This is a genomic window from Streptomyces sp. NBC_00414 (assembly GCF_036038375.1).
In the GTDB taxonomy this organism is placed as follows: Bacteria; Actinomycetota; Actinomycetes; order Streptomycetales; family Streptomycetaceae; genus Streptomyces.
The window spans coordinates 4,765,732-4,785,688 of record NZ_CP107935.1; the positions used below are offsets into that span (position 1 = coordinate 4,765,732).

17 protein-coding genes are annotated in these 19,957 nt (G+C 71.5%); 8 read left to right on the forward strand and 9 right to left on the reverse strand.

What is annotated here, in order from left to right:
* Positions 1-152: 152 nt before the first annotated feature.
* Together serC and OHS59_RS20460 are read left to right on the forward strand one after the other, a co-directional pair.
* Positions 153-1,271, forward strand: coding sequence for a phosphoserine transaminase (gene serC, locus OHS59_RS20455; protein WP_328494857.1), 1,119 nt, complete (start codon positions 153-155; stop codon positions 1,269-1,271).
* A 254-nt stretch (positions 1,272-1,525) separates the two neighbouring features.
* Positions 1,526-2,470, forward strand: a complete 945-nt coding sequence (locus OHS59_RS20460; RefSeq protein WP_328494858.1) for an NADP-dependent oxidoreductase — start codon at positions 1,526-1,528, stop codon at positions 2,468-2,470.
* 82 nt (positions 2,471-2,552) lie between these two features.
* Here OHS59_RS20460 and OHS59_RS20465 read toward each other — a convergent pair whose 3' ends face one another.
* The 3 genes from OHS59_RS20465 to OHS59_RS20475 all read right to left on the reverse strand — a co-directional run bounded on the left by OHS59_RS20465 (position 2,553) and on the right by OHS59_RS20475 (position 6,175).
* Positions 2,553-4,115 carry a cellulase family glycosylhydrolase gene (locus OHS59_RS20465; RefSeq protein ID WP_328494859.1) on the reverse strand — a complete coding sequence of 521 codons (1,563 nt, stop codon included), beginning with the start codon at positions 4,113-4,115 and terminating at the stop codon, positions 2,553-2,555.
* 195 nt (positions 4,116-4,310) lie between these two features.
* The gene (locus OHS59_RS20470) at positions 4,311-5,090 is read right to left on the reverse strand and encodes an ABC transporter permease (RefSeq protein WP_328499292.1); all 780 of its coding nucleotides are present in this window, start codon (positions 5,088-5,090) and stop codon (positions 4,311-4,313) included.
* Between the two features lie 104 nt (positions 5,091-5,194).
* Positions 5,195-6,175 carry an ATP-binding cassette domain-containing protein gene (locus OHS59_RS20475; RefSeq protein ID WP_328494860.1) on the reverse strand — a complete coding sequence of 327 codons (981 nt, stop codon included), beginning with the start codon at positions 6,173-6,175 and terminating at the stop codon, positions 5,195-5,197.
* A gap of 108 nt (positions 6,176-6,283) precedes the next feature.
* Here OHS59_RS20475 and OHS59_RS20480 point away from each other — a divergent pair, with 108 nt between their 5' ends.
* From OHS59_RS20480 to OHS59_RS20490, 3 genes are all read left to right on the forward strand, one after another.
* Positions 6,284-7,051 (forward strand): TetR/AcrR family transcriptional regulator, encoded by a 768-nt coding sequence (locus tag OHS59_RS20480; RefSeq protein ID WP_328494861.1) that lies wholly within the window; start codon positions 6,284-6,286, stop codon positions 7,049-7,051.
* A 322-nt stretch (positions 7,052-7,373) separates the two neighbouring features.
* Positions 7,374-8,372: an ATP-binding cassette domain-containing protein gene (locus tag OHS59_RS20485; protein ID WP_328494862.1), complete on the forward strand. Its 999-nt coding sequence runs from the start codon at positions 7,374-7,376 to the stop codon at positions 8,370-8,372.
* On the forward strand, positions 8,369-9,190 hold the full coding sequence (locus OHS59_RS20490) for an ABC transporter permease (protein WP_328494863.1): 822 nt from the start codon (positions 8,369-8,371) through the stop codon (positions 9,188-9,190). The genes OHS59_RS20485 and OHS59_RS20490 overlap by 4 nt, the downstream gene beginning before the upstream one ends.
* Here OHS59_RS20490 and OHS59_RS20495 read toward each other — a convergent pair.
* Positions 9,171-12,386 (reverse strand): ATP-binding protein, encoded by a 3,216-nt coding sequence (locus OHS59_RS20495; protein ID WP_328494864.1) that lies wholly within the window; start codon positions 12,384-12,386, stop codon positions 9,171-9,173. The genes OHS59_RS20490 and OHS59_RS20495 overlap by 20 nt on opposite strands.
* A gap of 120 nt (positions 12,387-12,506) precedes the next feature.
* Positions 12,507-13,514 carry a YncE family protein gene (locus OHS59_RS20500; protein ID WP_328494865.1) on the reverse strand — a complete coding sequence of 336 codons (1,008 nt, stop codon included), beginning with the start codon at positions 13,512-13,514 and terminating at the stop codon, positions 12,507-12,509.
* An 87-nt stretch (positions 13,515-13,601) separates the two neighbouring features.
* On the opposite strand from OHS59_RS20500, the gene OHS59_RS20505 reads away from it, so the two are divergent.
* The gene (locus OHS59_RS20505) at positions 13,602-14,303 is read left to right on the forward strand and encodes a GDSL-type esterase/lipase family protein (RefSeq protein WP_328494866.1); all 702 of its coding nucleotides are present in this window, start codon (positions 13,602-13,604) and stop codon (positions 14,301-14,303) included.
* Positions 14,304-14,345: 42 nt separating this feature from the next.
* Here the strand turns inward: OHS59_RS20505 and OHS59_RS20510 are convergent, their stop codons facing one another.
* Positions 14,346-14,684, reverse strand: coding sequence for a hypothetical protein (locus tag OHS59_RS20510; RefSeq protein WP_328494867.1), 339 nt, complete (start codon positions 14,682-14,684; stop codon positions 14,346-14,348).
* 91 nt (positions 14,685-14,775) lie between these two features.
* Complete coding sequence (locus tag OHS59_RS20515; RefSeq protein ID WP_328494868.1) at positions 14,776-15,732, reverse strand: hypothetical protein; 957 nt, start codon at positions 15,730-15,732, stop codon at positions 14,776-14,778.
* A 396-nt stretch (positions 15,733-16,128) separates the two neighbouring features.
* On the opposite strand from OHS59_RS20515, the gene OHS59_RS20520 reads away from it, so the two are divergent.
* On the forward strand, positions 16,129-16,593 hold the full coding sequence (locus OHS59_RS20520; RefSeq protein ID WP_328494869.1) for a DUF6924 domain-containing protein: 465 nt from the start codon (positions 16,129-16,131) through the stop codon (positions 16,591-16,593).
* Positions 16,594-16,694: 101 nt separating this feature from the next.
* Here OHS59_RS20520 and OHS59_RS20525 read toward each other — a convergent pair whose 3' ends face one another.
* The gene (locus OHS59_RS20525; protein ID WP_328494870.1) at positions 16,695-17,978 is read right to left on the reverse strand and encodes an MFS transporter; all 1,284 of its coding nucleotides are present in this window, start codon (positions 17,976-17,978) and stop codon (positions 16,695-16,697) included.
* Between the two features lie 60 nt (positions 17,979-18,038).
* Between OHS59_RS20525 and OHS59_RS20530 the strand changes: the two genes are divergently transcribed.
* Positions 18,039-19,031 (forward strand): aldo/keto reductase, encoded by a 993-nt coding sequence (locus tag OHS59_RS20530; RefSeq protein ID WP_328494871.1) that lies wholly within the window; start codon positions 18,039-18,041, stop codon positions 19,029-19,031.
* 256 nt (positions 19,032-19,287) lie between these two features.
* Here OHS59_RS20530 and thpR read toward each other — a convergent pair whose 3' ends face one another.
* Complete coding sequence (thpR, locus tag OHS59_RS20535; RefSeq protein WP_328494872.1) at positions 19,288-19,911, reverse strand: RNA 2',3'-cyclic phosphodiesterase; 624 nt, start codon at positions 19,909-19,911, stop codon at positions 19,288-19,290.
* Between the last annotated feature and the right edge of the window lie 46 nt (positions 19,912-19,957).

Below are 19,957 nucleotides of genomic sequence, written 5' to 3' on the forward strand. Positions count from 1 at the left end.
ACTGCGCAAACGGGGGCGAGGGGCGCAGCCCCAGGCGGTGACGGGAAGGGTAGGGGCGGCGGGGGCGGGAATCAGCCGGTCAGGACGTCCCCCGCGTCTCATCCGACGGACGACGTTTCACCCAGGTTTCCACGAGCGGCTACGCTCCAGCTGTGGCTGATATCCAGATCCCCGCAGACCTCAAGCCCGCCGACGGCCGTTTCGGCGCGGGCCCCTCCAAGGTGCGAACGGAGTCGCTCAGCGCGCTCGCCGCGACCGGCACATCCCTGATGGGCACGTCCCACCGCCAGGCGCCGGTCAAGAACCTCGTGGGGAAGGTCCGCGAGGGTGTGAGCGACCTCTTCTCGCTCCCCGAGGGCTACGAGGTCGTCCTCGGCAACGGCGGCTCCACCGCGTTCTGGGACGTGGCGACCCACGGACTGATCGAGAACAAGTCGCAGCACCTGACGTTCGGCGAGTTCTCGTCGAAGTTCGCGAAGGCGGCCAAGCTGGCGCCGTGGCTGGCCGACCCGGACGTCATCACCTCCGAGCCGGGTACGCACCCGGAGCCGGTGGCCCAGTCCGGCGTGGACGTCTACGCCCTCACCCACAACGAGACCTCCACCGGTGTCGCCGCCCCGGTCAAGCGGGTCGCGAACGCCGACGAGGGCTCGCTCGTCCTCGTTGACGCCACCAGCGGCGCGGGCGGCCTGCCGGTCGACATCGCGGAGACGGACGTCTACTACTTCGCCCCGCAGAAGTCGTTCGCGGCGGACGGCGGCCTGTGGATCGGCATCTTCTCCCCGGCCGCGATCGAGCGCGCCGAGCGCGTCCACGCGAGCGGCCGGCACGTGCCGGAGTTCTTCTCGCTCCCCACGGCGATCGACAACTCCCGCAAGAACCAGACGTACAACACCCCGGCACTCGCGACCCTCTTCCTGCTGAACGACCAGCTGGAGTGGATCAACGGCCAGGGCGGCCTGGACTGGTCGGTCGGCCGCACGGCCGCCTCCTCGCGGACGCTCTACGGCTGGGCCGAGGACGTCAAGTACGCGAACCCGTTCGTCACCGACCCGGCCAAGCGCTCGCAGGTCATCGGCACGATCGACTTCTCGGACGACGTGGACGCCGCCGCCGTCGCCAAGGTGCTGCGCGCCAACGGCATCGTCGACACCGAGCCCTACCGCAAGCTCGGCCGCAACCAGCTGCGCGTCGCGATGTTCCCGGCGATCGACCCGGCGGACGTCGAGGCGCTCACGAAGTGCATCGACTACGTGATCGAGAAGCTCTGACTTCTCCGCACGAAGAAGTCGTACGCCGATGGGGCGCCCGGAGATCTCCGGGCGCCCCATCGGCGTACAGGAACAGTCCGTGCACGAGCGGTCCGTACTGGAGCTGGAGGAGCGGGCCCGGGCGCCGTGCGGAACCCGGCGCTTGCACTTGACACTGGTGTCAGGTCGTAGCGTCCGAGTCATCGGCAGGGCGCCGACGGCATGGAGCGGCCGACGAGCGTCGGCACCCATGGGACATGGTCCAGGAGATGACGATGAGCAAGGCGTTCGGGTTCCGCGAGTTCGGCGGGCCGCAGGTCCAGGAATTCTTCGACCGGCCGGATCCGGTGCCGAATCCGGCGGAGGTCCTGATCCGGGTCACCGTGGCCGCCGTCAACCCCCTTGATCACAAACTGCGTTCCGGCTTCCTGCCGGAGTTCTTCGGCGAACGGCCGTTCCCGCAGGTGTTCGGGGCGGAGGCCACCGGCGTGGTACTGGCCGTGGGAGCGGAGGTCGAGGGACTCGACGTGGGCGACACCGTGTTCGGCGGCGCGCTCACGGGGGCCGGCACCTACGCGGAGACCACCGTCCTGCTCGGGGCCAACACCGCGCGCAAGCCCGAGGGGCTCCGCGACGACTGGGCGGCCACCATCCCCGTGGCGGCCACGTCCGCCCTGAACGCGGTGGACCAGCTCGATCTGCCCAGCGGCGCGACGATCCTGGTCAACGGTGTCGGCGGAGGTGTCGGACTCGCGACCGCGCAGGTCGCCCGCGAGCGTGGCCTGAACGTCATCGGCACGGGCGGCACCGCCAAGCGGACACTCGCCGAAGCCGTCGGCGTGACCTTCGTCGACTACACCGACGGCCGTGTCGTCGCCCAGGTGCGTGCCCTCGCACCGGACGGTGTCGACGGCCTGGTGGACCTCGTCGGCGGCGAATCCCTGCGCGCCGTGGCACCGCTGGCCCGCGACCCCAAGAAGGTGGTGTCCGTCACCGACCCGACGGTGGCCGAGCTGGGCGGCGAGATGGTGCGCCGCCGCATGGACCGCGCCGACCTGGAACAGGCGGCCGCGCTCATGGTGCAAGGACACCTCGACCCGTACATCGTCAACACGTACCCCCTCTCGCAGGCGGCCGAAGCCGTGGCCCTGGTGGAGAGCGGCCACGCTCCCGGCAAGGTCGTCGTCGACCTGACCCTCGGGACCGCGTCCGAGGGCTGAGCGTCGGCCGGGCCCGGCGTACACGGGCGCCCGGTGATCCACCGGGCGCCCGTGTCTCACGTGCCGCAGGCAGCCCTACGGTTCACGTCGCCGTGCAGGTCACGGTCGGCGCACCCCCGCCCCCCGGCGCGCCCCCGAACCCGAAGGCCGCCGAACCGCCCACCGCGACCGAGCCGTTGTGGTCGGCGTTCGTGGCCGTCACCGTCGCGCCGCTCTGCGTGTACGACGCGTTCCACATGCTGGTGACCTTCTGGGAGCCGGGCCAGGTCCAGGTCGTCTTCCAGGACTTGAGCGCGGTCGTGCCGGAGTTGGTCACCTTCACCTCGGCGTTGAAGCCGCCGCCCCAGTCGCTGCTGACGGTGTACGCGGCGGTGCAGGCGGCCGTGCCCCCGCCCGGGTCACCGGGGTCGCCGGGGTCGCCGCCGCCCGGATCCGCCGGGAACCCCGGTGCCTTGACGCTCGCCAGGTAGCCGTCCTTGACCGTGTCCACGGTCGTCCAGTCGTCCTTCAGGATGCCTCCCGTGTCACCGGAGTTGGGATTCCACGACCAGAAGGTCCAGGAGATGCTGTCGGCGCCGTACGTGCCCGTGGGACGCAGGTAGCTCACCAGTGCCGCGAGCCACTTCTGGTCGACGGTCGACTGGAGTGTCGTGCCGAACTCGCCGATCCACACCGGTGCGATGTTCTGCTTGAAGATGTAGCCCCAGTACTTGTCCCAGATGCCCGGCATGTTGGCGGGGAAGGACGGATCGCTGAACCAGCTCTGCTGGGCCACGCTGGTGGCGTAGTCGTGGGCCGAGTAGACCACCCGGTTCGGGACGTCCAGCTGTACGGGGTACTGCGCGACCCCCATCAGGTTGCCGCCCCACCAGCCCGACACCCCGTCGACGGTCTGCACGCCCTCCACGAAGATCAGCAGCTCGGAGTTGACGGACAGGACCGCGTTCCCGGCGCGCTGGGCGGCGAGCCGCCAGTCCCTCGTCGTGTCGCCGCAGCCCCAGCAGGCCGGATCGTGCGGCTCGTTGTGCAGGTCGATGCCGATCACCGTCGGGTTGCCCTTGTAACGGGTGGCGAGGGCCTTGAGGTTGGTGATCCACGTCGTCTCGGGGACGGCGGAGGTGTACCAGAGCGCCGACTGGCCCGCCGCGTCCGGCCGGTGCCGGTCCAGTACGACCTTCAGCCCGTCCTGACCCGCGTACGCCACCAGCTTGTCCATGATCTGGAGCGGCGTCAGGCCTTGGAGGTCGGCGTTCTTGCCGCCGGAGAAGTCGATGCTGTTGGCCACGGCACCGCTCTTGAGGATGTCGTCGCTGTACGGCAGCCGGATGGTGTTGTAGCCGAGCGACTTCATCTGGTCGATCATGCTCTTGTAGTCGCGTGCCCAGAGTCCGTGCACGGCGTTGTTGGACGTCTCGAACCCGAACCAGTTGATGCCGGCGATCCGTACCGGCTGTCCTGCGACGTCCAGGATCTGCCGGCCGCTGGTGTGCCAGTAGCCGGCTCCGGGGGCCGCGGCCTCCGCGGCGGACCTCACGACGGCTGCCGTGTCCGCGTGTGCGGCCTGGACACCGGCCTGGACTCCGGCCAGCGGTAACAGGAGCGCCGCGGCGGCAGCACCCAGCGCTCTTCGCAAGCTGCGGAACATGTCGCTGCTTCCTCTCGGGGGGAGGCGCGGGCCCGGAACGCGGTGGGAGCGCTCCCACCGCACCGCGCACCCCCATGGAAGGGATCCTTCGTGGACACGTCAAGGCGTCGTGCGGCATTCGGGACACTCGAGTGAACGCAAGTGGACACCTGAGGTCCCGAACGCCGCACGAGTCCGCGCGGTGCGTGCGCCGCCCTACTTGCTGAGCTTCTGGAACCTCCGTACCGCCGGCGGGACGAAGACCAGCGTCAGGACCACCGGCCACACGGCCGCCATCAGCAGCGCGTGCTGCTCGACCCAGGTGTCGCCGCCGCCCACCGGTGTACCGAACAGTTCGCGGGTGGCCGCGGCCGTCGACGAGATCGGGTTCCAGGCGGCCACGTGACCGAGCCAGTCGGGCATCAGCTGCGGCGCCACGAAGATGCTGGAGATCATCGTCAGCGGGAACGCGACCGCGAACAGGCCGCCCGCCGCCTCCGGGTTGGGTACGAGCAGACCGAGCCACACCCCGAGCCAGATCAGCGCGAACCGCAGCCACAGCAGCAGCCCGAACGCCCCCAGGAAGGCGAAGCCGCCCTCCGGCCGCCAGCCCATGGCCAGCGCGGTGAGCATCAGGATCGTCAGCTCGGCGCAGGCCACGATGAGATCGGTGACCCCGCGCCCGGCGACGACGGCGGACGGCGACATCGGCATGGAGCGGAAGCGGTCGATGACGCCCTTCGTGGAGTCGTACACGACGAGCGTCGCCGTGTTGATGAACCCGAAGGCCATCGTCATGACGAACATGCCCGGCATCAGGAAGTCCCGGTAGTCGCCCCCGCCCGGGACGGTCATCGCACTGCCGAAGACGTATCCGTACAGCAGCACGGACAGGATCGGGAAGCCCAGCTGCCAGGCGATGTTGATGGGTTGGCGCTGGTAGTGGGTGAGCCCGCGCCGGACGACGTTCCAGCAGTCGGCGAGCACCCAGTACATGCGGCCACGGTCGCGGACGCGCAGGTCGTCGCGGCCGGCCGGCACCCCGGCCGCTTCGGTCACCTCGGTCACATCAGCCCCCTCGGGCGCATCGGTCACGTTGCTCATGCCGCCGCCTCCCCGGCTTCCTGGGAGTCGTCCGTGCGGTGGCCGGTCAGGCGCAGGAACACGTCGTCGAGGCTGGGCCTGCGCAGCCCGATGTCCTCCACGCGCACCCCCTCGTCCTGGAGGGTCCGCGCCACCTCGGTGAGCGCCGCGACCCGGTCGGTCACGGGCGCGTGCACCCGCAACTCCGTGTCGTCCGACTCCGGTTCGCCGTCCGACACGCGGGCGACGACCTTCACCGCCCGCGCGATGTCGGCCCGCTCGGCGACGACGACCTCGATGCGGTCACCGCCCACCCTGTTCTTCAGCCCGTCCGGGGTGTCGTCGGCGATGGCCCGCCCCTGGTCGATCACGGTGATGTGCGAGGCGAGCTTGTCGGCCTCCTCCAGGTACTGCGTGGTCAGCAGCACGGTCGTGCCGCGCGCCACCAACGCCCGTACGGAATCCCACACTTCGCCCCGGCCGCGCGGGTCGAGCCCGGTCGTGGGCTCGTCCAGGAACAGCACGGCCGGGGTGAGGATCATCGGCGCGGCGAGGTCGAGGCGCCGCCGCATGCCGCCGCTGTACTGGCCGACCCCCTTGTCGGCGGCGTCGGTCAGGTCGAACTGCTCCAGCAGTTCCGTCGCCCGCAGGCGCGCCCGGCGCCCGCCCAGGTGGAACAGCCGCCCGAACATCTCCAGGTTCTGCCGGCCGGTCAGCACCTCGTCCAGTGCCGCGTACTGGCCGGTGAGCCCGATCCGCGCCCGAACCTCCCGTGGCTGCGAGGCCACGTCGAGGCCGGCCACCCGCGCGCTTCCCCCGTCCAGCCCGACCAGCGTGGAGAGGATGCGGACGGCGGTCGTCTTGCCCGCGCCGTTCGGCCCGAGCAGGCCGTGCACCGTGCCCTCCCGCACGGCCAGGTCGAAGCCGTCGAGGGCGCGCTTTTCCCCGTACCTCTTTTCGAGCCTCTCGGCCCGCACCGCGTAACCACTCACTCCCACAGCACTCCTCCACCCGTGACATCCGCCGGAGTCCCCAAACTGAGTACACCGTACCCTTTTCAGAGTATGTCGTACTCAGTTTCAGTCCAAGGGATTATTCTGAGCTCCATGACAAGCGGCTCGGGCGGTATGGACACCAGCGGCAGCGGAGACATCGTCCGCACGCTCCACCTGCTGTGGGACACGGGTCCGCGTCCCAGCCGCGGCCCCAAGCCCGGTCTCACGCTCGACCGGATCGTGGACGCGGCCGTCCGGGTCGCGGACGCGGAGGGTCTGGAGGCGGTGTCGATGCGCCGGCTCTCCACGGAGCTGGGCACCGGCACGATGTCCCTGTACCGGTACGTGCCCGGCAAGGGCGAACTGCTCGACCTGATGCTGGACCGCGTCCAGCGCACGGAGGACGACCCCGCCGTCTTCGGCGACGACTGGCGCTCGGCCCTGGAGGCCCTCGGCCGCGAGAACCTCGCCCTCTACCAGCGCCACCCCTGGCTGCTGAAGGCCAACCAGTCCCGCCCGGTGCTCGGCCCCAGCGCCGTCGAGGGCATGGAGAAGGTGATCTCCCACATCAAGCCCATGGGCCTGAGCGACCCGGAGCTGGTCTCGGTGGTCGTCATGATCGACTCGTACGTCACCGGGGCCGCCCGCACCCAGCTGTACGCACAGGAGGCCGAGCGCAAGACCGGTCTGACGGACGCGGAGTTCTGGGCCGCCCAGTACCCGGTCCTGGAGAAGGTCATGGCCAGCGGCCGCTACCCGGTGATGGCCGCGCTCTCCGAGGACTCCTTCGGCCCCGACTTCGACCACTTCGAGTTCGGCCTCCAAAGAATCCTCGACGGCCTGACCACACTCGTGAACCGCCGCCGCGACAACGCTTGAACGGGCCCGCCGGAAGGGGCGCGAGGAACTGCGCACCCAGCCCCCACCCACCACAAGTCCAGCCACGACACCCCGCTAGGCCCCAGGGCCCCAAAGGGGCGCGGGGAACTGCGCACCCAGCCCCCACCGGCCCGCACCCACCACAAGTCCAGCCACCACACCCCGCCAGGGCCCCCAGGGCCCCAAACGGGCGCGGGGAACTGCGCACCCAGCCCCCACCGGCCCGCAGACGAACCACGCACCCGCTCCCGCAGGGCCCCGCAGGGACCCCTGAAACCGTCGTGAAACCGGGCTGAATGCGCCATGCCACAACCTCTGCGGCATGACGACAACGACCCCACACCCCCTGGCCATCTCGGCCAAGAGCCTGCGCAAGGCCTACGGCGACAAGACGGTCCTCGACGGAGTCGACCTGGCGGTACCGACCGGCAGCGTCTTCTCCCTGCTCGGCCCGAACGGCGCCGGCAAGACCACCGCCGTCAAGATCCTCTCCACCCTCATCACCGCCGACGCGGGCGAACTGCACGTCGGCGGCCACGACCTGGCCACCGCCCCGCAGGCGGTGCGGGCCGCGATCGGTGTCACCGGCCAGTTCTCCGCCGTCGACGGCCTGATCACCGGCGAGGAGAACATGCTCCTCATGGCGGACCTGCACCACCTGCCCAGGCCCGAGGGCCGCCGGGTCACCGCCGAACTGCTGGAGCGCTTCGACCTGGCCGAGGCCGCGAAGAAGCCCGCCTCCACCTACTCCGGCGGCATGAAGCGCCGCCTGGACATCGCCATGACCCTGGTCGGCAGCCCGCGGATCATCTTCCTCGACGAACCGACCACCGGCCTCGACCCCCGCTCCCGCCACAACATGTGGCAGATCATCCGCGAACTGGTCTCCGGCGGCGTCACCGTCTTCCTCACCACCCAGTACCTGGAAGAGGCCGACCAGCTCGCCGACCGAATCGCGGTGTTGAGCGACGGAAAGATCGCCGCCGAAGGAAGCGCCGACGAGCTGAAGCGGCTCATCCCCGGCGGACACGTCCGGCTCCGCTTCACCGACCCGACCGCCTACCGGTCCGCCGCCGGCACGCTCCGCGAGGCGGCCCGGGACGACGAGGCCCTCGCGCTGCAGATCCCCAGCGACGGCAGCCAGCGCGAGCTGCGCTCCATCCTCGACTGGCTGGACTCCGCGGGCGTCGAGGCGGACGAACTGACCGTGCACACCCCCGACCTCGACGACGTCTTCTTCGCCCTGACCGGCAACACCGGCAACACCGCCGGCACCAGCCCGACCACCGTCCCCAACCAGCCGACGGAGGCTGTCCGATGAGCGCTTCCTCCCCCTCCTCCCCCTCTTCCTCCTCCCTCTCCCTCGCCGTCCGCGACTCGTCCACGATGCTGCGCCGCAACCTCCTGCACGCCCGGCGCTACCCGTCCCTCACCCTGAACATCCTGCTGACGCCGATCGTCCTGCTGCTGCTCTTCGTCTACGTCTTCGGCGACGTGATGAGCGCCGGCATCGGAGGCGGCGGCGCCGACCGCTCCGAGTACATCGCCTATCTCGTCCCGGGCATCCTGCTGATGACCATCGGCGCCACCCCCGCCGGAACAGCCATCTCCGTGTCCATGGACATGACCGAGGGAATCGTCGCCCGCTTCCGCACGATGGCGATCCACCGCGGCTCGGTGCTCATCGGGCACGTCGTCGGCAGCGTGCTGCAGGCGCTCATCAGCGTGGTCCTCGTCGGCTGCGTGGCCGTGGCCATCGGCTTCCGGTCCACGGACGCCACCGCCCTGGAGTGGCTGGCCGCGTTCGGACTGCTCGCGCTGGTCTCGGTGGCGTTCACCTGGATCGCCGTCGGCATGGGCCTGGCCAGCCCGAACGCCGAGACGGCGAGCAACAACGCGCTGCCGCTGATCCTCCTCCCGTTCATCTCCAGCGCCTTCGTCCCCGTCGACGCGATGCCGGGCTGGTTCCAGCCGGTCGCCGAGTACCAGCCCTTCACGCCGGCCATCGAGACCCTGCGCGGCCTGCTGCTCGGCAGCGAGATCGGCAACAGCGGGTGGATCACGGTCCTCTGGTGCCTGGGCCTGTCCGCCCTCGGCTACTACTGGTCGAGGTCGCTGTTCAACCGCGACCCGAAATGAGTGTGCGGGCCGCCTCACACAGCTCGTCCCGTCCCAGGGCGGCGTACTCCGACACCGCGTCGGAGTAGGCCGCCCCGGCGGCGTTCCCGGCGGCGGCGACCGCCCGCCGGGCACGGTCCGCCGACATCGTCGGCTGGAACTCGCGCAGCACCCGCAGCCGTTCACCCAACGCGACCATCCGCACGGCTCCGGCTCCGGCACCGGCACCGACATCGGCACCACCGTGGCCGTCGCCACCACCGTGGCCGTCGCCGTCGCCGTCCGCAAGCGCCGCCATGCCGAGCGCATGCAGCACCGTCCCGAGCACCGGGAACTCCGCGGGCGAGCGCGACGGGCCGGAGAGCAGCGTCCACAGCCGTTGCCGCAGCTCACCGAGCAGCTTCGCGACCGGCTCAAGCCGGCCGGCGTGCGCGTGCGCCATCACCGCCGCCGCCTGGATCTGCAGCGCCCACGGGTCGAGCAGCGGGTCGCCGCCGTGTATCGCGCCGGCCCCGGACATCCGCTCCACGGCGCCGCGCCACAGCCCGAGCCCGACCTCCGTCAGCCCCCGGGTGAGCGCGATCTCGGCACGTACGCCGAGATCGGGATCGTAGAAGGCCTCCTGCTGCGGGGTGTTGATGCCCTCGGCGAGCCGCAGCCAGTGCTCGGCCCCGTCGGGATCGCCGCGCTGCAGACAGGCGAGGGCGAGGGCCGAGTGGATGCCGATGTAGTCGTGCTCGTCGCCGAGCCGCGGCAACGCCTTGAGCGCCTCCTTGAGGTGCCTGTACGCGGCCTCGCCCTCCCCCGTCTTCAGGCACAGCTCGCTCAGCCGGGAGTGGCCCATGACCTGCAGCAGCGGGGTGTCGACGGACGTCAGGGCGGCGGTCATCCGGCGGGCCGAGTCGAGCGCGCGGTCGACGTCGTGCTCGTACTCCCAGACGTAGGTGGCGACACACTCGGCGATGCCGGCGACCAGCGTCTGTTCGCTGCCGCAGAGTTCACGCAGCACCTCGTAGTCGGGGGGCAGCATCTCGGGGACCGCGCTCAGCACTGCCCCGGTGGCGCGCAGCAGCGTGTCCGGCGGGGCCGGGGGCAGTCGGCGGAGGGCGACGAGATGGCGGGTGATCCTGGCGTGCGCGCTGTAGTCCATGAAGAGGCTGGCCATGCACAACACCGCGGCGGCGCGGGCGACTTCGACGTACTCGGGCTCGGGACGGTAGTGCGACAGCGCGGGGCCCGTGTCGGCGGCGAGGACGGCGAGGCGGGGGTAGTTGGAGTCGGTGGACCACAGGGCGGCGAGGACGGCGGTGAGGGCGGCGGTGGTGGGGCCGTCGGTACGGGCCAGGGCGTACCGCAGGGCCGTCACGAGGTTGTCCTGCTCGGCCCTGATCCGCTCCCAGGCGGTCCGCGGTTCCGGCCCGAAGACCCAGTCGTAGTACGTGACCCCGAAGTCCCGGGCCCAGCCGAGAAACCGGTCGACGGCCTCCGCGTCCTCGCCCGCCTCCGCGCGCCGGGCCGCGCTGAACTCCCGTACGGTCTCCAGCATCCCGAACCGCACGCCGGCCAGGGTGTCGGTGACGGTGAGCAGCGACTGACCGGCCAGTTGCTCAAGGACGGACAGCGCGTCCTCGCCGAGCACCCGCTCCGCCGCTTCGCCGGAGAACCCGCCGGGGAAGACGGACAACGTGCGCAGTGCGGCCCGCGCTTCCTCGTCGAGCAGGTTCCAGCTCCACTCGACGACCGCGTGCAGGGTGCGGTGGCGCTCCGGCACGTCCCGCGTCCCGCCGCGAAGGAGCGCGAAGCGGTCGCCGAGGCGGCGGGCTATCTCCTGGACCGACAGGACGCGCACCCGTGCCGCGGCCAGTTCCACGGCGAGCGGGAGTCCGTCGAGGTGGCGGCAGAGTTCCGCCACGGCGTCCGGCGGCAGTCGCACGCCGGGCCGGGCGGCCCGGGCCCGCTGTGTGAACAGTTCGACCGAGGTGTCGAGTCCGAGTTCCGGCAGCGCGAACACGGCCTCGGACGTGAGGCCCAGCGGGGCCCGGCTGGTGACGAGGACCCGCAGGTCCTTCGAGGACGAGACGAGGGCCTGTACGAGGTCGGCGGCGCCCCGGACGACCTGCTCGCAGTTGTCGAGGACCAGCAGGGCGGGCCCGGAGCCGAGCACGCCGAGGACGCCGGACACCGGGTCGGCGGAGGCGTGGGCCGCCATGGCGCCGTGCCGTCCCTCTCCCGCGCCGAGCGCGGAGGCCACCTCCACGGCCACGTCCTCGTCCTCGGTGACGCCGGCGAGCGGCACGAAGTACACCACGCGCTGCTCGGCCCGGCGGCTGACGGCGTGCGCGAGCCGGGTCTTGCCGAGGCCGCCGGGGCCGACGACGCTGACTGTGCGGGAGGTGTGCAGCAACCGCCCCACCGCCGCGATGTCCTCGTCCCGCCCCAGCAGTTGGTTCGGCTCGTGCGGCACACCGTGCCTGACCACGGGGGCCTCGCCGCGCAGCAGTTCCCGCTGTACGGCCTTGAGTGCGGCACCCGGTTCCGTACCCAACCGGTCGCGCAGTTCACGGCGGTACGCCTCGTAGCGGGTCAGCGCGGCGGACGGGCCCGCCGTCGCCGCTTCGCCGCGCAGCAGTTCGGCGAGCACCTCCTCGTCACGCGGGTGCCGCGCGGCGGCCACGGCCAGCGGCCCGGCGGCCTCCGCGTGGCGCCCGAGGCGGGCGAGCGCGAGGGCCTGCGCGCGGACGAGCGTGCCGTGGACGGGGGCGCGTTCGGCGCGCAGCGCGGCCACGGGGTCGTCGGTGCCGCCGGCCTCGTCGGGGGTGCCCGCCCACAGTGCGAGCCCGGCTCCGGCCGCGGCCAGCGATGCCGCGTGGTCCCCGGCCCTGGCCCGGTCCGCGCTCGCGGTGGCGTGCAGCAGCAGGGCGGAGCTGTCGACCCGGTCCTCGGCGAGGCCGAGCCGGTATCCGGTCGGGGTGCTGACGACGACGTCGGCGCCCAGTTGTGCCCGTGCCCTGGACACGAGGACCTGGAGCGCTTTCCCCGGCCGCTCGGGCAACTCGTCCGGCGACCACAGCCCGGCCACCAGCCGTTCGGTGCTGCAGCCCGTGCGCAGGTCGCCCGCGAGGAGCGCGAGGAGGGCGCGGAGGCGGGGAGCGGTGACCTCCTGTCCGCGGTAGGCGACACGCGGCAGCAGGATCAGATCGGTCGGATCGGTGGTCACCCGTGCACATTAGTCCCGCGCGCCCGGCCCACCCGTCGGCCGTCGGCCGTCGGGAACACGTACCTGGTCACCACCTTGAACCACGTGCCCGGCCGTCCCTCGAACACGACCGCACACGGCCTAGTCGCCGCGCCGGAACAGCCGCTTGAGCCCGTAGACGATGGCGAAGGCGACCACCACGACGATCGCGCCCGTCTTGAAGTCGCCGTTCGGCCCGTCGTCGCCGCCGTCCGCCGAACTGCCGCCGCCGGACGAGGACTTGCCGTCCGAACCGCCCCCGCCCGGGACGGTCCCCGCCTCGACGGAGCTCCCGGCGCCCTCGCTCCCGTACAGCAGGGTGGATCCGTCGGGGGTGTACGTCATCGACTCGCCCTGCCGCTGGAGCGGCACGTTCAGCTGCCCCTGCCGTTTGGGCTTCCCGTTGTTCCACGCGTACGCGATACCGCCGAAGTAGCCGCGTACGGCGAGCTGTTCGCCGTCGGGCGAGAAGGCGCCGTCGGTGACCCACAGGCCGATGTCGGCGGTGCGCTCGAAGGTGTTGGTGCCGGCGGCGGAGAGCTTGGCGGGCCCCTCGTACAGTGCGCCGCCCTCCTCGTTCTTCGAGACGATGTAGACGCGCCCGGTCTTGGGGTGGACCATCAGCGCCTCGGCGTCCCGGGCCCCGTCCGCGTACTTCACGTCGTACTGCGTGGCGCGGACGGTCTGGTCCTTGAGCTCCTTCGGCTCGGGCAGTTCGTAGATCCACACGTGGTCCCACGTGCCGCCGAGGTTGTCGCCGATGTCGCCGACGTAGAGGTGGCCGTTCGGGCCGACGGAGATGGCCTCGACGTCCCGGGGCCGCCCGACGCCCGTCATGGTGACGGTCGCGACGGTCTTGCCGCTCCTGCTGTCGACGGCGTAGAGGAAGGCGCCGTCGTCGCTGTCGTTGTGGGTCCAGTAGACGCCGGGGTGGGCGCGGGAGGCGGCGAGCCCGCTGGACTCGGTGATCCGGGGGTCCTGGAGCGTGAACCCGTCGGAACCGTCCGAGCCGTCGGATCCCTCCGCCCCGGCCTGATCGGCGGCGACGGCGGGCGCGGCGAGCACCCCGGCGAGAAGGGCTCCGGCAAGGAGAACGAACGAGCGACGCATGCCCCAAGCCTGCCACCCCTCCGACGGTTCGGCGGGCGTGTCCAGCTTCACACCCCGCCTCCGCCGGTGATCGTCCATCATGAGCGGATGCTCAGGTTCATGCCAGTCGGTGATTCCATGACGATCGGAAGCGCCGGCGAACACACGTGGCGCTACCGGATGTGGCAGCACCTGCGCGCGACGCACGGGGGCCCGTTCCAGCTGGTCGGTCCCCGGGAGACGCTCTACGACAAGGCCACGGGCGCCCCGGACTCGTACGAGTACGCCGACCCGGACTTCCCCCGTGCCCACCTCGCCGGGTGGGGCGAGGGCTGGCACCATCTGAGCCCGCTGATAGCGGACGCGGTGCGGGCCTCGCGGGCGGACGTGCTCCTCGTCTCGCTCGGCCTGATCGACCTGGGCTTCTACACGAACGCGTCCCAGACGTCCGACAACGTCCGCGCCTTCATCGAGCGGGCCCGTTCGGCGAACCCGCGCATCTCGATGGCCGTACTCCCGGTGATCCCGAACATCCGGGCCCGGACCGACGCGCCCTTCGCCCGGGAGGTCGGCCTGTTCAACGAACTCCTCGCGAAGACGATCGCGAACCTGGACGAACCGGCCTCCCCTCTCCTCCTGGCCTCGCTCCCCGACGCGTCCGCTTCCTCCCACGCGTACGACATCCACGTCGACACGTACGACGGCACCCACCCCAACGCCTCGGGCGAACACAAACTGGCGGCGGCGTTCGCGGAGGCGATGCGTCAGGGGTGGGGCGTGGGCGGCCGCTACACGGCCGAGAGCGCCTGACCGAATCCCTCGGCGCCCTGGCACCATCGGTCTCGGCTCGGGTCAGGCCTTGCCCCTCAGCATGTCCTCGACCTCGGCCTGGGTGAAGGTGCCGCCGCCGGCCGACTTGGCCCGGAGCGCGGTCGCGAGGTCGGCGAAGTCGATCGCGACGGCCTGGGCGTCGACGTCCGTGGCGAGGTCGACGAGTGCCTGTGTCCACCAGTGGTCGAGGAACGCCTCGAAGGCGGACCCCTCGGAGAGGACCGCCAGTTCGGCTTCGAGGTCCGTCAGCCGGTCCGGGCGGACGGCGGCACGAATCCCCTCAAGGTTGCGCGGAATCACCTCTTTGGTGAAGCCCACGGCCTCACGCGCCTCCTGGAGGATCTCGCTCCATGCCGCCATGTCCCTGCTCCTCCACGAGGCTGCCTTCCCGGCCGGGGCAGCAGCGTACGACCTCCTACCCACCGGAGACACACTCCTGTACGCGCGTCCGTCACTGCTCGGAGAGCGGCTGGAGTGTCGCCTCGAACGCGGCGGCCGTACGACAGCGGAGGCAGAGCGGCTCGTCACCGCGGGGCCGGAAGACGTGCTCGTCGCCCGGCCCCGGGCAGGTCACGAGGTGCCGCCGGGCCGGAGCGACGCTCCCCCCGGACGGCGGTGCGGGGGCACCGCCCTGGGCTCTTACCGCCGGGAGCTTCTGCAGCAGACGGTGACGCAGGAAGCCGACCGCCGAGCGGATGCCGTCCGCCGGCAGGCCGGTCGTCAGGGCGTGACGCAGATCGGCCGCCGATACGCCTCGGCGCAGCCACTCGGCCGCCGCGCCGGCCAGCAGCCGGGCCTCACGCACCCCGAGGAGCAGGTCGCGGTTCACATGCCGCAGGGAAAGCAACACGCCCTCGGCCTGCACAAGTTGGACCTCGACCTCCATGTCGATCTCGACCTCCGCGTCGACCTGAACCTCGTCATCCGCTTCCTCGGCTTCCGGGGTGCGGTCTCGGGGTGGCGGGTGGGGAAGTTTCTTCTCTCCCGGTTCTTCTTCCTGGGGACAGTGACCGACCGACCGCTCCCCCGACCCGCCGACCGTCGGTGAACGCTCACCCGGTGGTACGGCCGCGTCGAGCTCCCCCTCGCGGGCCCGGGACGCCTCTTCAGGCGTGAGGGTGAGGTTGGCGAGGAGCTGCTGTGTGACCCAGCGGCCCCGCGCACCCTGCTCACGCCACTCGTGCAGGTAACCGCAGTCGGTGAGGAGTTGCTTGGCCTTCTGGTACGCCCGGCCCTTCAGGCCCAGCCTGCCCGCGTGTTCGCTGAGCGGCTTGGGGGGGGTGGCCTCCGGCAGTCCCTGTACGTACAGCAGCAGGATCTTCGCGTCGCTGTTGAGCCGCGAGTGCCGTACGACGTCGTGTGAAGCCTTCGTGTAGCGCCGGACCGGCGCGATAGCATGCCGAAGCATCCTGGGTGGACCTCGCTTAAGACCACTCGGTGGTGAAGGTCCTCGGGCGGTGTTGGTAGCACCTCCGGGGACCGCTCCACACCCGGACGAGTACGGAGTGTGATGTCGCGGTCACCGTACATGACCGCTCACGCGACCCACCACTTCCACCGCCAACCCCTCACCCCCGAACGGCACTTCGGGCAACGACTCCGTCCGCCGGTCGACGGAGGAAGCGCCTCGATAACAATTCAGGCGATGGGTCGTCCCCGCGGGCACGGCGGGCTGAGGCGCTCGCTGCCCGGCCCGCGCTTCCCGGTCCGGGCCGGACTGGCCCGGTTGTCAGACCCTCCCCCTACGCTTCGGGGCACCGTCAACGCGGCCTCTGACGCCGCCCGTTGGAAAGTGTGCCGACCCGTGCGAGTTCTGCCGAAGACCGATGCCGACTATCCGCCCCTGCTGCTCGTCCGCACCGACTACCGGGACGACGGCGCCTGGCAGCGGGTGCGTGACGCCCTCGACAAGCCGTGGGTCTTCGACGAGGACGACGAGGACGACGGCCGTCTCAAGGAGGACATCCTCTGTGTGGACGACCCGGCGTGGGCGGACGCCACGCCCTCCGACGTCCTTGCCGCTCTCGCCGCGCCCGAGGGCGGCTCGGAGGGCTCGGAGCCGGTCGAGTGCGGGTGGGCGGTGGTCTTTCTCGCCGACCGGGCCGGCATGGTGGGGGCGGAGCCGACGCTGCTCGCGGTGAGCGCCGACCCGGACGAGCGGGCTGAGCCGTATCGCGTACCGGCTCTGGAGACTCCGCATGCGATGCACTGCAATTTGGCTATCGCCAACATGGACTTCTGGGAGTTCGGGGGCCGGCCGGCCCCCTGACCGCCCCTGAAGACGAAAGACTGCGCCGTTCCCCGCGCCCCCCAAAGGCAAAAGACTGCGCCGTTCCCCGCGCCCCTGGGGGTGGGTCGCCCCTGGGTCGTTCAGGCCTCTCGCACCGGCTTTGCCTTTCGGGGGGCGGTCGACGTCGCGTCGGTCCTGGGCTCGGGAGCCTCGGGTGCGCGCAGCGACCGTACCTGTGGTGACAGCAGGGCCGTCGCCGTGGCTGTCACCACCAGGATCGCGCAGCCTGCCAACGCCGGGCCCGTGCCCACCGTCGAGGCGAGGGGGCCCGCTGCCAGGAGGCCCAGCGGGGCGAAGGCCAGGGAGCCGAACCACTCGTACGAGCTGACGCGGGAGATGACCTCCTCGGGGATCTCGCGGTGGAGGGTCGTGGTCCACAGGACGCCGAAGACGTCCGAGGAGACGCCCGCGCAGAACATCGCCACGGCCACGCCCCAGACGGGCGCGCGCAGCGCGAGCAGCGCGATCGGCGCCGCCGCCGGGAACGTCGCCAGGACCGCCACCAGTACGGGCCTGGCCACGCGGACCCGTGCGGCCAGGCCCGCCCCCGCGATCGTGCCCAGCGCCTGCGCGGCGACGATCAGCGACCAGGCGCGCGCCCCGCCGAGGTGCTGCTCGGCCACCAGGGGACCGAGGACCCCGACGTTGGCGTTGAGGGCGGCGACGACGAACGCGTACTGGACGACCACGACCCACAGCCACTGGCGGGACGCGAACTCCCGCCAGCCGTACCGCAGATCGGCCCAGCCGGAGGATGTCCCGCGCGGCCGTGCCTTCACCCGCAAACCCCTGATGAGCAGGGCGCTCGCGGCGAAGGACGCCGCGTTCAGGGCCAGTGCCCAGCCCGCGCCGACCAGCGCGACGGTCACACCGGACAGCGCGAGCCCCAGCAGCATCGACGTGTTGGTCCCCATCTGCAGTACGCCGTTGGCCCGTTGGAGCCGTGACGCGGGCACGATCATGGGCACCACACCGGTCATCGCCGGCGCGAACAGCGCGGTCGCCGTCCCCGCCAGGACCGCCAGCAGACACATGGCCGGTAGTGGTGCGTGCCCGGTCAGCACCATCAGGGCCAGACCCGCGTAGGCGGCGCCCCCGAGGAGGTCGGACACCACCATGAGCCGCGACCGCGAGACCCGGTCCGCGATCACACCGCCCACCAGGATGAACAGCAGCTGCGGCAGGGCCTGGCACGCCAGCACCAGCGACAGCCGTCCCGGGCTCGCCCCCGGCAGTCCGAGCACCGCGAACGCCAGCGCCACCCGCGCGAAGGCATTGCCCAGCACCGAGACCGTACGGGCCGAGAAGAGCAGCACGAATCGCCGGTCGCGCCACAGGGGCGGAACCGCCAGGGGGGTTGTCATGGGCGATCACAGTAGAAGGGGTGTTGCCTGGAGCGCACTCCAGCACGTTGGCTATGAGCCATGAAGTACACGCAGCTGGGACGCACAGGACTCAAGGTCAGCCGACTCGTCCTCGGCACCATGAACTTCGGTCCGCAGACCGACGAGGCCGACAGTCACGCGATCATGGACGCGGCACTGGCCGCGGGCATCAACTACTTCGACACGGCCAACGTGTACGGCTGGGGCGCCGACAAGGGCCGTACCGAGGAGATCATCGGAAGCTGGTTCGCCAAGGGCGGCGAGCGGCGCGACAAGGTCGTGCTCGCCACCAAGGTGTACGGCAACATGGCCGCCGAGGGCGACGCCTGGCCCAACCACGACAAGCTCTCCGCGCTCAACATCCGCCGGGCGGTGGACGCCAGCCTGAAGCGGCTGCGGACCGACCACATCGACATCTACCAGTTCCACCACGTCGACCGCAGCACCCCCTTCGAGGAGATCTGGCAGGCGATCGACACCCTCGTCCAGCAGGGCAAGATCCTCTACGTCGGATCGTCCAACTTCCCCGGCTACAAGATCGCCCAGGCCAACGAGATCGCCGCCCGCCGAGGCGGCACGATCGGCCTCGTCAGCGAGCAGTGCCTCTACAACCTCGCCGAGCGCCGCGCCGAGATGGAGGTCATCCCGGCCGCGCAGGACTACGGGCTCGGCGTCATCCCGTGGTCCCCGCTGCACGGCGGACTGCTCGGCGGTGTCCTCAAGAAGGAGATCCAGGGCGGGCGCCGGGCGGGCGGCCGGGCCGCCGACACCCTCGCCGACCCCGCAGGGCGCGCGCAGGTCCAGGCGTACGAGGACCTGCTCGACAAGCACGGCATCGAGCCCGGCGAAGCCGCGCTGGCCTGGTTGCTGACCCGCCCCGGCATCACGGGCCCGATCGTCGGCCCCCGCACCGCCGAGCAACTGGATTCGGCGCTGCGGGCCGTGGAGCTGGAGCTGAGCCAGGAACTCCTGACCGGCCTGGACGAGATCTTCCCGGGCCCGGGCCCGTCCCCCGAGGCCTTCGCCTGGTAACAGCCACACCTGAGGGCAGCCCCGAAGGGGCGCGGGGTACTGCGCGACCAGCCACGACGCACCCGCAGCCACAGCCACAGCCGGGACAGCAACCGCAATAGCAACCGCACGCTACGGAACGCACCCCGGCGTGGCGGCGGCCGTCACCGCCCGATGGCCGCCGCCAGGGCCACTACAACGAACATCAGCACCAGCACACCGGCCATGATCCGGTTCCGCGTCTTCGGGTCCACGCACCGAGCGTAACCGGCCGCCCTCAGTCGCCCCCGACGCGGGGCCCGTCGAAGGACCGGCCCAGCGGCCACCGCGCGAGCGCCTCGTACCGCGGCTGCTCCCCGGGCACCCCCGAGACGGGCAGCCGGCTCCGCATCAGGCACAGCTCGTCCACCGTCCAGGCCCGCCCCGCGAACCCGTCCAGCGCGGACACGTACGGGGCGAAGTCCGCCGGCTCTCGGCTGCTGCGGGCGAGCGTGAGATGCGGCCGGTAAGCGCGGTGCTCCTCCCGCGTCACGCCCGCCCTGCGCCCCGCCGCCTCCGCCCGGTCGGCGAGCAGCCGCAGGGTCCGTACGTCACCCGCGGCGCCCGCCCACAGCGCCCGTCCCCCGAACCGGCCTCCGCCGCGCAGGGACAGGGGGAAGGGGTCCGTCCGCCGCGCCGCCCGCTCCAGGCGGACCGACAGCTCCGGTACGACCTCCTCGGCGACCTCTCCGTAGAAGGCGAGCGTGAAGTGCCAGCCGGGCCGGGTGGTCCAGCGCATCCCGGCACCCGCTCCCGCACCCGTTCCCGCTCCCGTTCCCGGGAGTCTCCGCAGCTCATCGACCATCGAACCGAGTTCGGCGGTCGCGTCCTCCGGCGGCAGCACAGCGGCGAAGAGTCTCATGCGGTCACCCTGCCAGGCGGACAGGCAGGGTGACCGGCCCGCAGGC

What these genes read in the sequence shown, in the direction of transcription:
- OHS59_RS20510 (WP_328494867.1), bottom strand. Translation starts at nt 14,684, where the DNA reads ATGGCGGCATGGAGCGAGATCCTCCAGGAGGCGCGTGAGGCCGTGGGC.
- thpR (WP_328494872.1), bottom strand. Translation starts at nt 19,911, where the DNA reads ATGAGACTCTTCGCCGCTGTGCTGCCGCCGGAGGACGCGACCGCCGAA.
- OHS59_RS20505 (WP_328494866.1), top strand. Translation starts at nt 13,602, where the DNA reads ATGCTCAGGTTCATGCCAGTCGGTGATTCCATGACGATCGGAAGCGCC.
- OHS59_RS20530 (WP_328494871.1), top strand. Translation starts at nt 18,039, where the DNA reads ATGAAGTACACGCAGCTGGGACGCACAGGACTCAAGGTCAGCCGACTC.
- OHS59_RS20480 (WP_328494861.1), top strand. Translation starts at nt 6,284, where the DNA reads ATGACAAGCGGCTCGGGCGGTATGGACACCAGCGGCAGCGGAGACATC.
- OHS59_RS20460 (WP_328494858.1), top strand. Translation starts at nt 1,526, where the DNA reads ATGAGCAAGGCGTTCGGGTTCCGCGAGTTCGGCGGGCCGCAGGTCCAG.
- OHS59_RS20490 (WP_328494863.1), top strand. Translation starts at nt 8,369, where the DNA reads ATGAGCGCTTCCTCCCCCTCCTCCCCCTCTTCCTCCTCCCTCTCCCTC.
- OHS59_RS20515 (WP_328494868.1), bottom strand. Translation starts at nt 15,732, where the DNA reads ATGCTTCGGCATGCTATCGCGCCGGTCCGGCGCTACACGAAGGCTTCA.
- OHS59_RS20500 (WP_328494865.1), bottom strand. Translation starts at nt 13,514, where the DNA reads ATGCGTCGCTCGTTCGTTCTCCTTGCCGGAGCCCTTCTCGCCGGGGTG.
- OHS59_RS20470 (WP_328499292.1), bottom strand. Translation starts at nt 5,090, where the DNA reads ATGTACTGGGTGCTCGCCGACTGCTGGAACGTCGTCCGGCGCGGGCTC.
- OHS59_RS20485 (WP_328494862.1), top strand. Translation starts at nt 7,374, where the DNA reads ATGACGACAACGACCCCACACCCCCTGGCCATCTCGGCCAAGAGCCTG.
- OHS59_RS20525 (WP_328494870.1), bottom strand. Translation starts at nt 17,978, where the DNA reads ATGACAACCCCCCTGGCGGTTCCGCCCCTGTGGCGCGACCGGCGATTC.
- OHS59_RS20465 (WP_328494859.1), bottom strand. Translation starts at nt 4,115, where the DNA reads ATGTTCCGCAGCTTGCGAAGAGCGCTGGGTGCTGCCGCCGCGGCGCTC.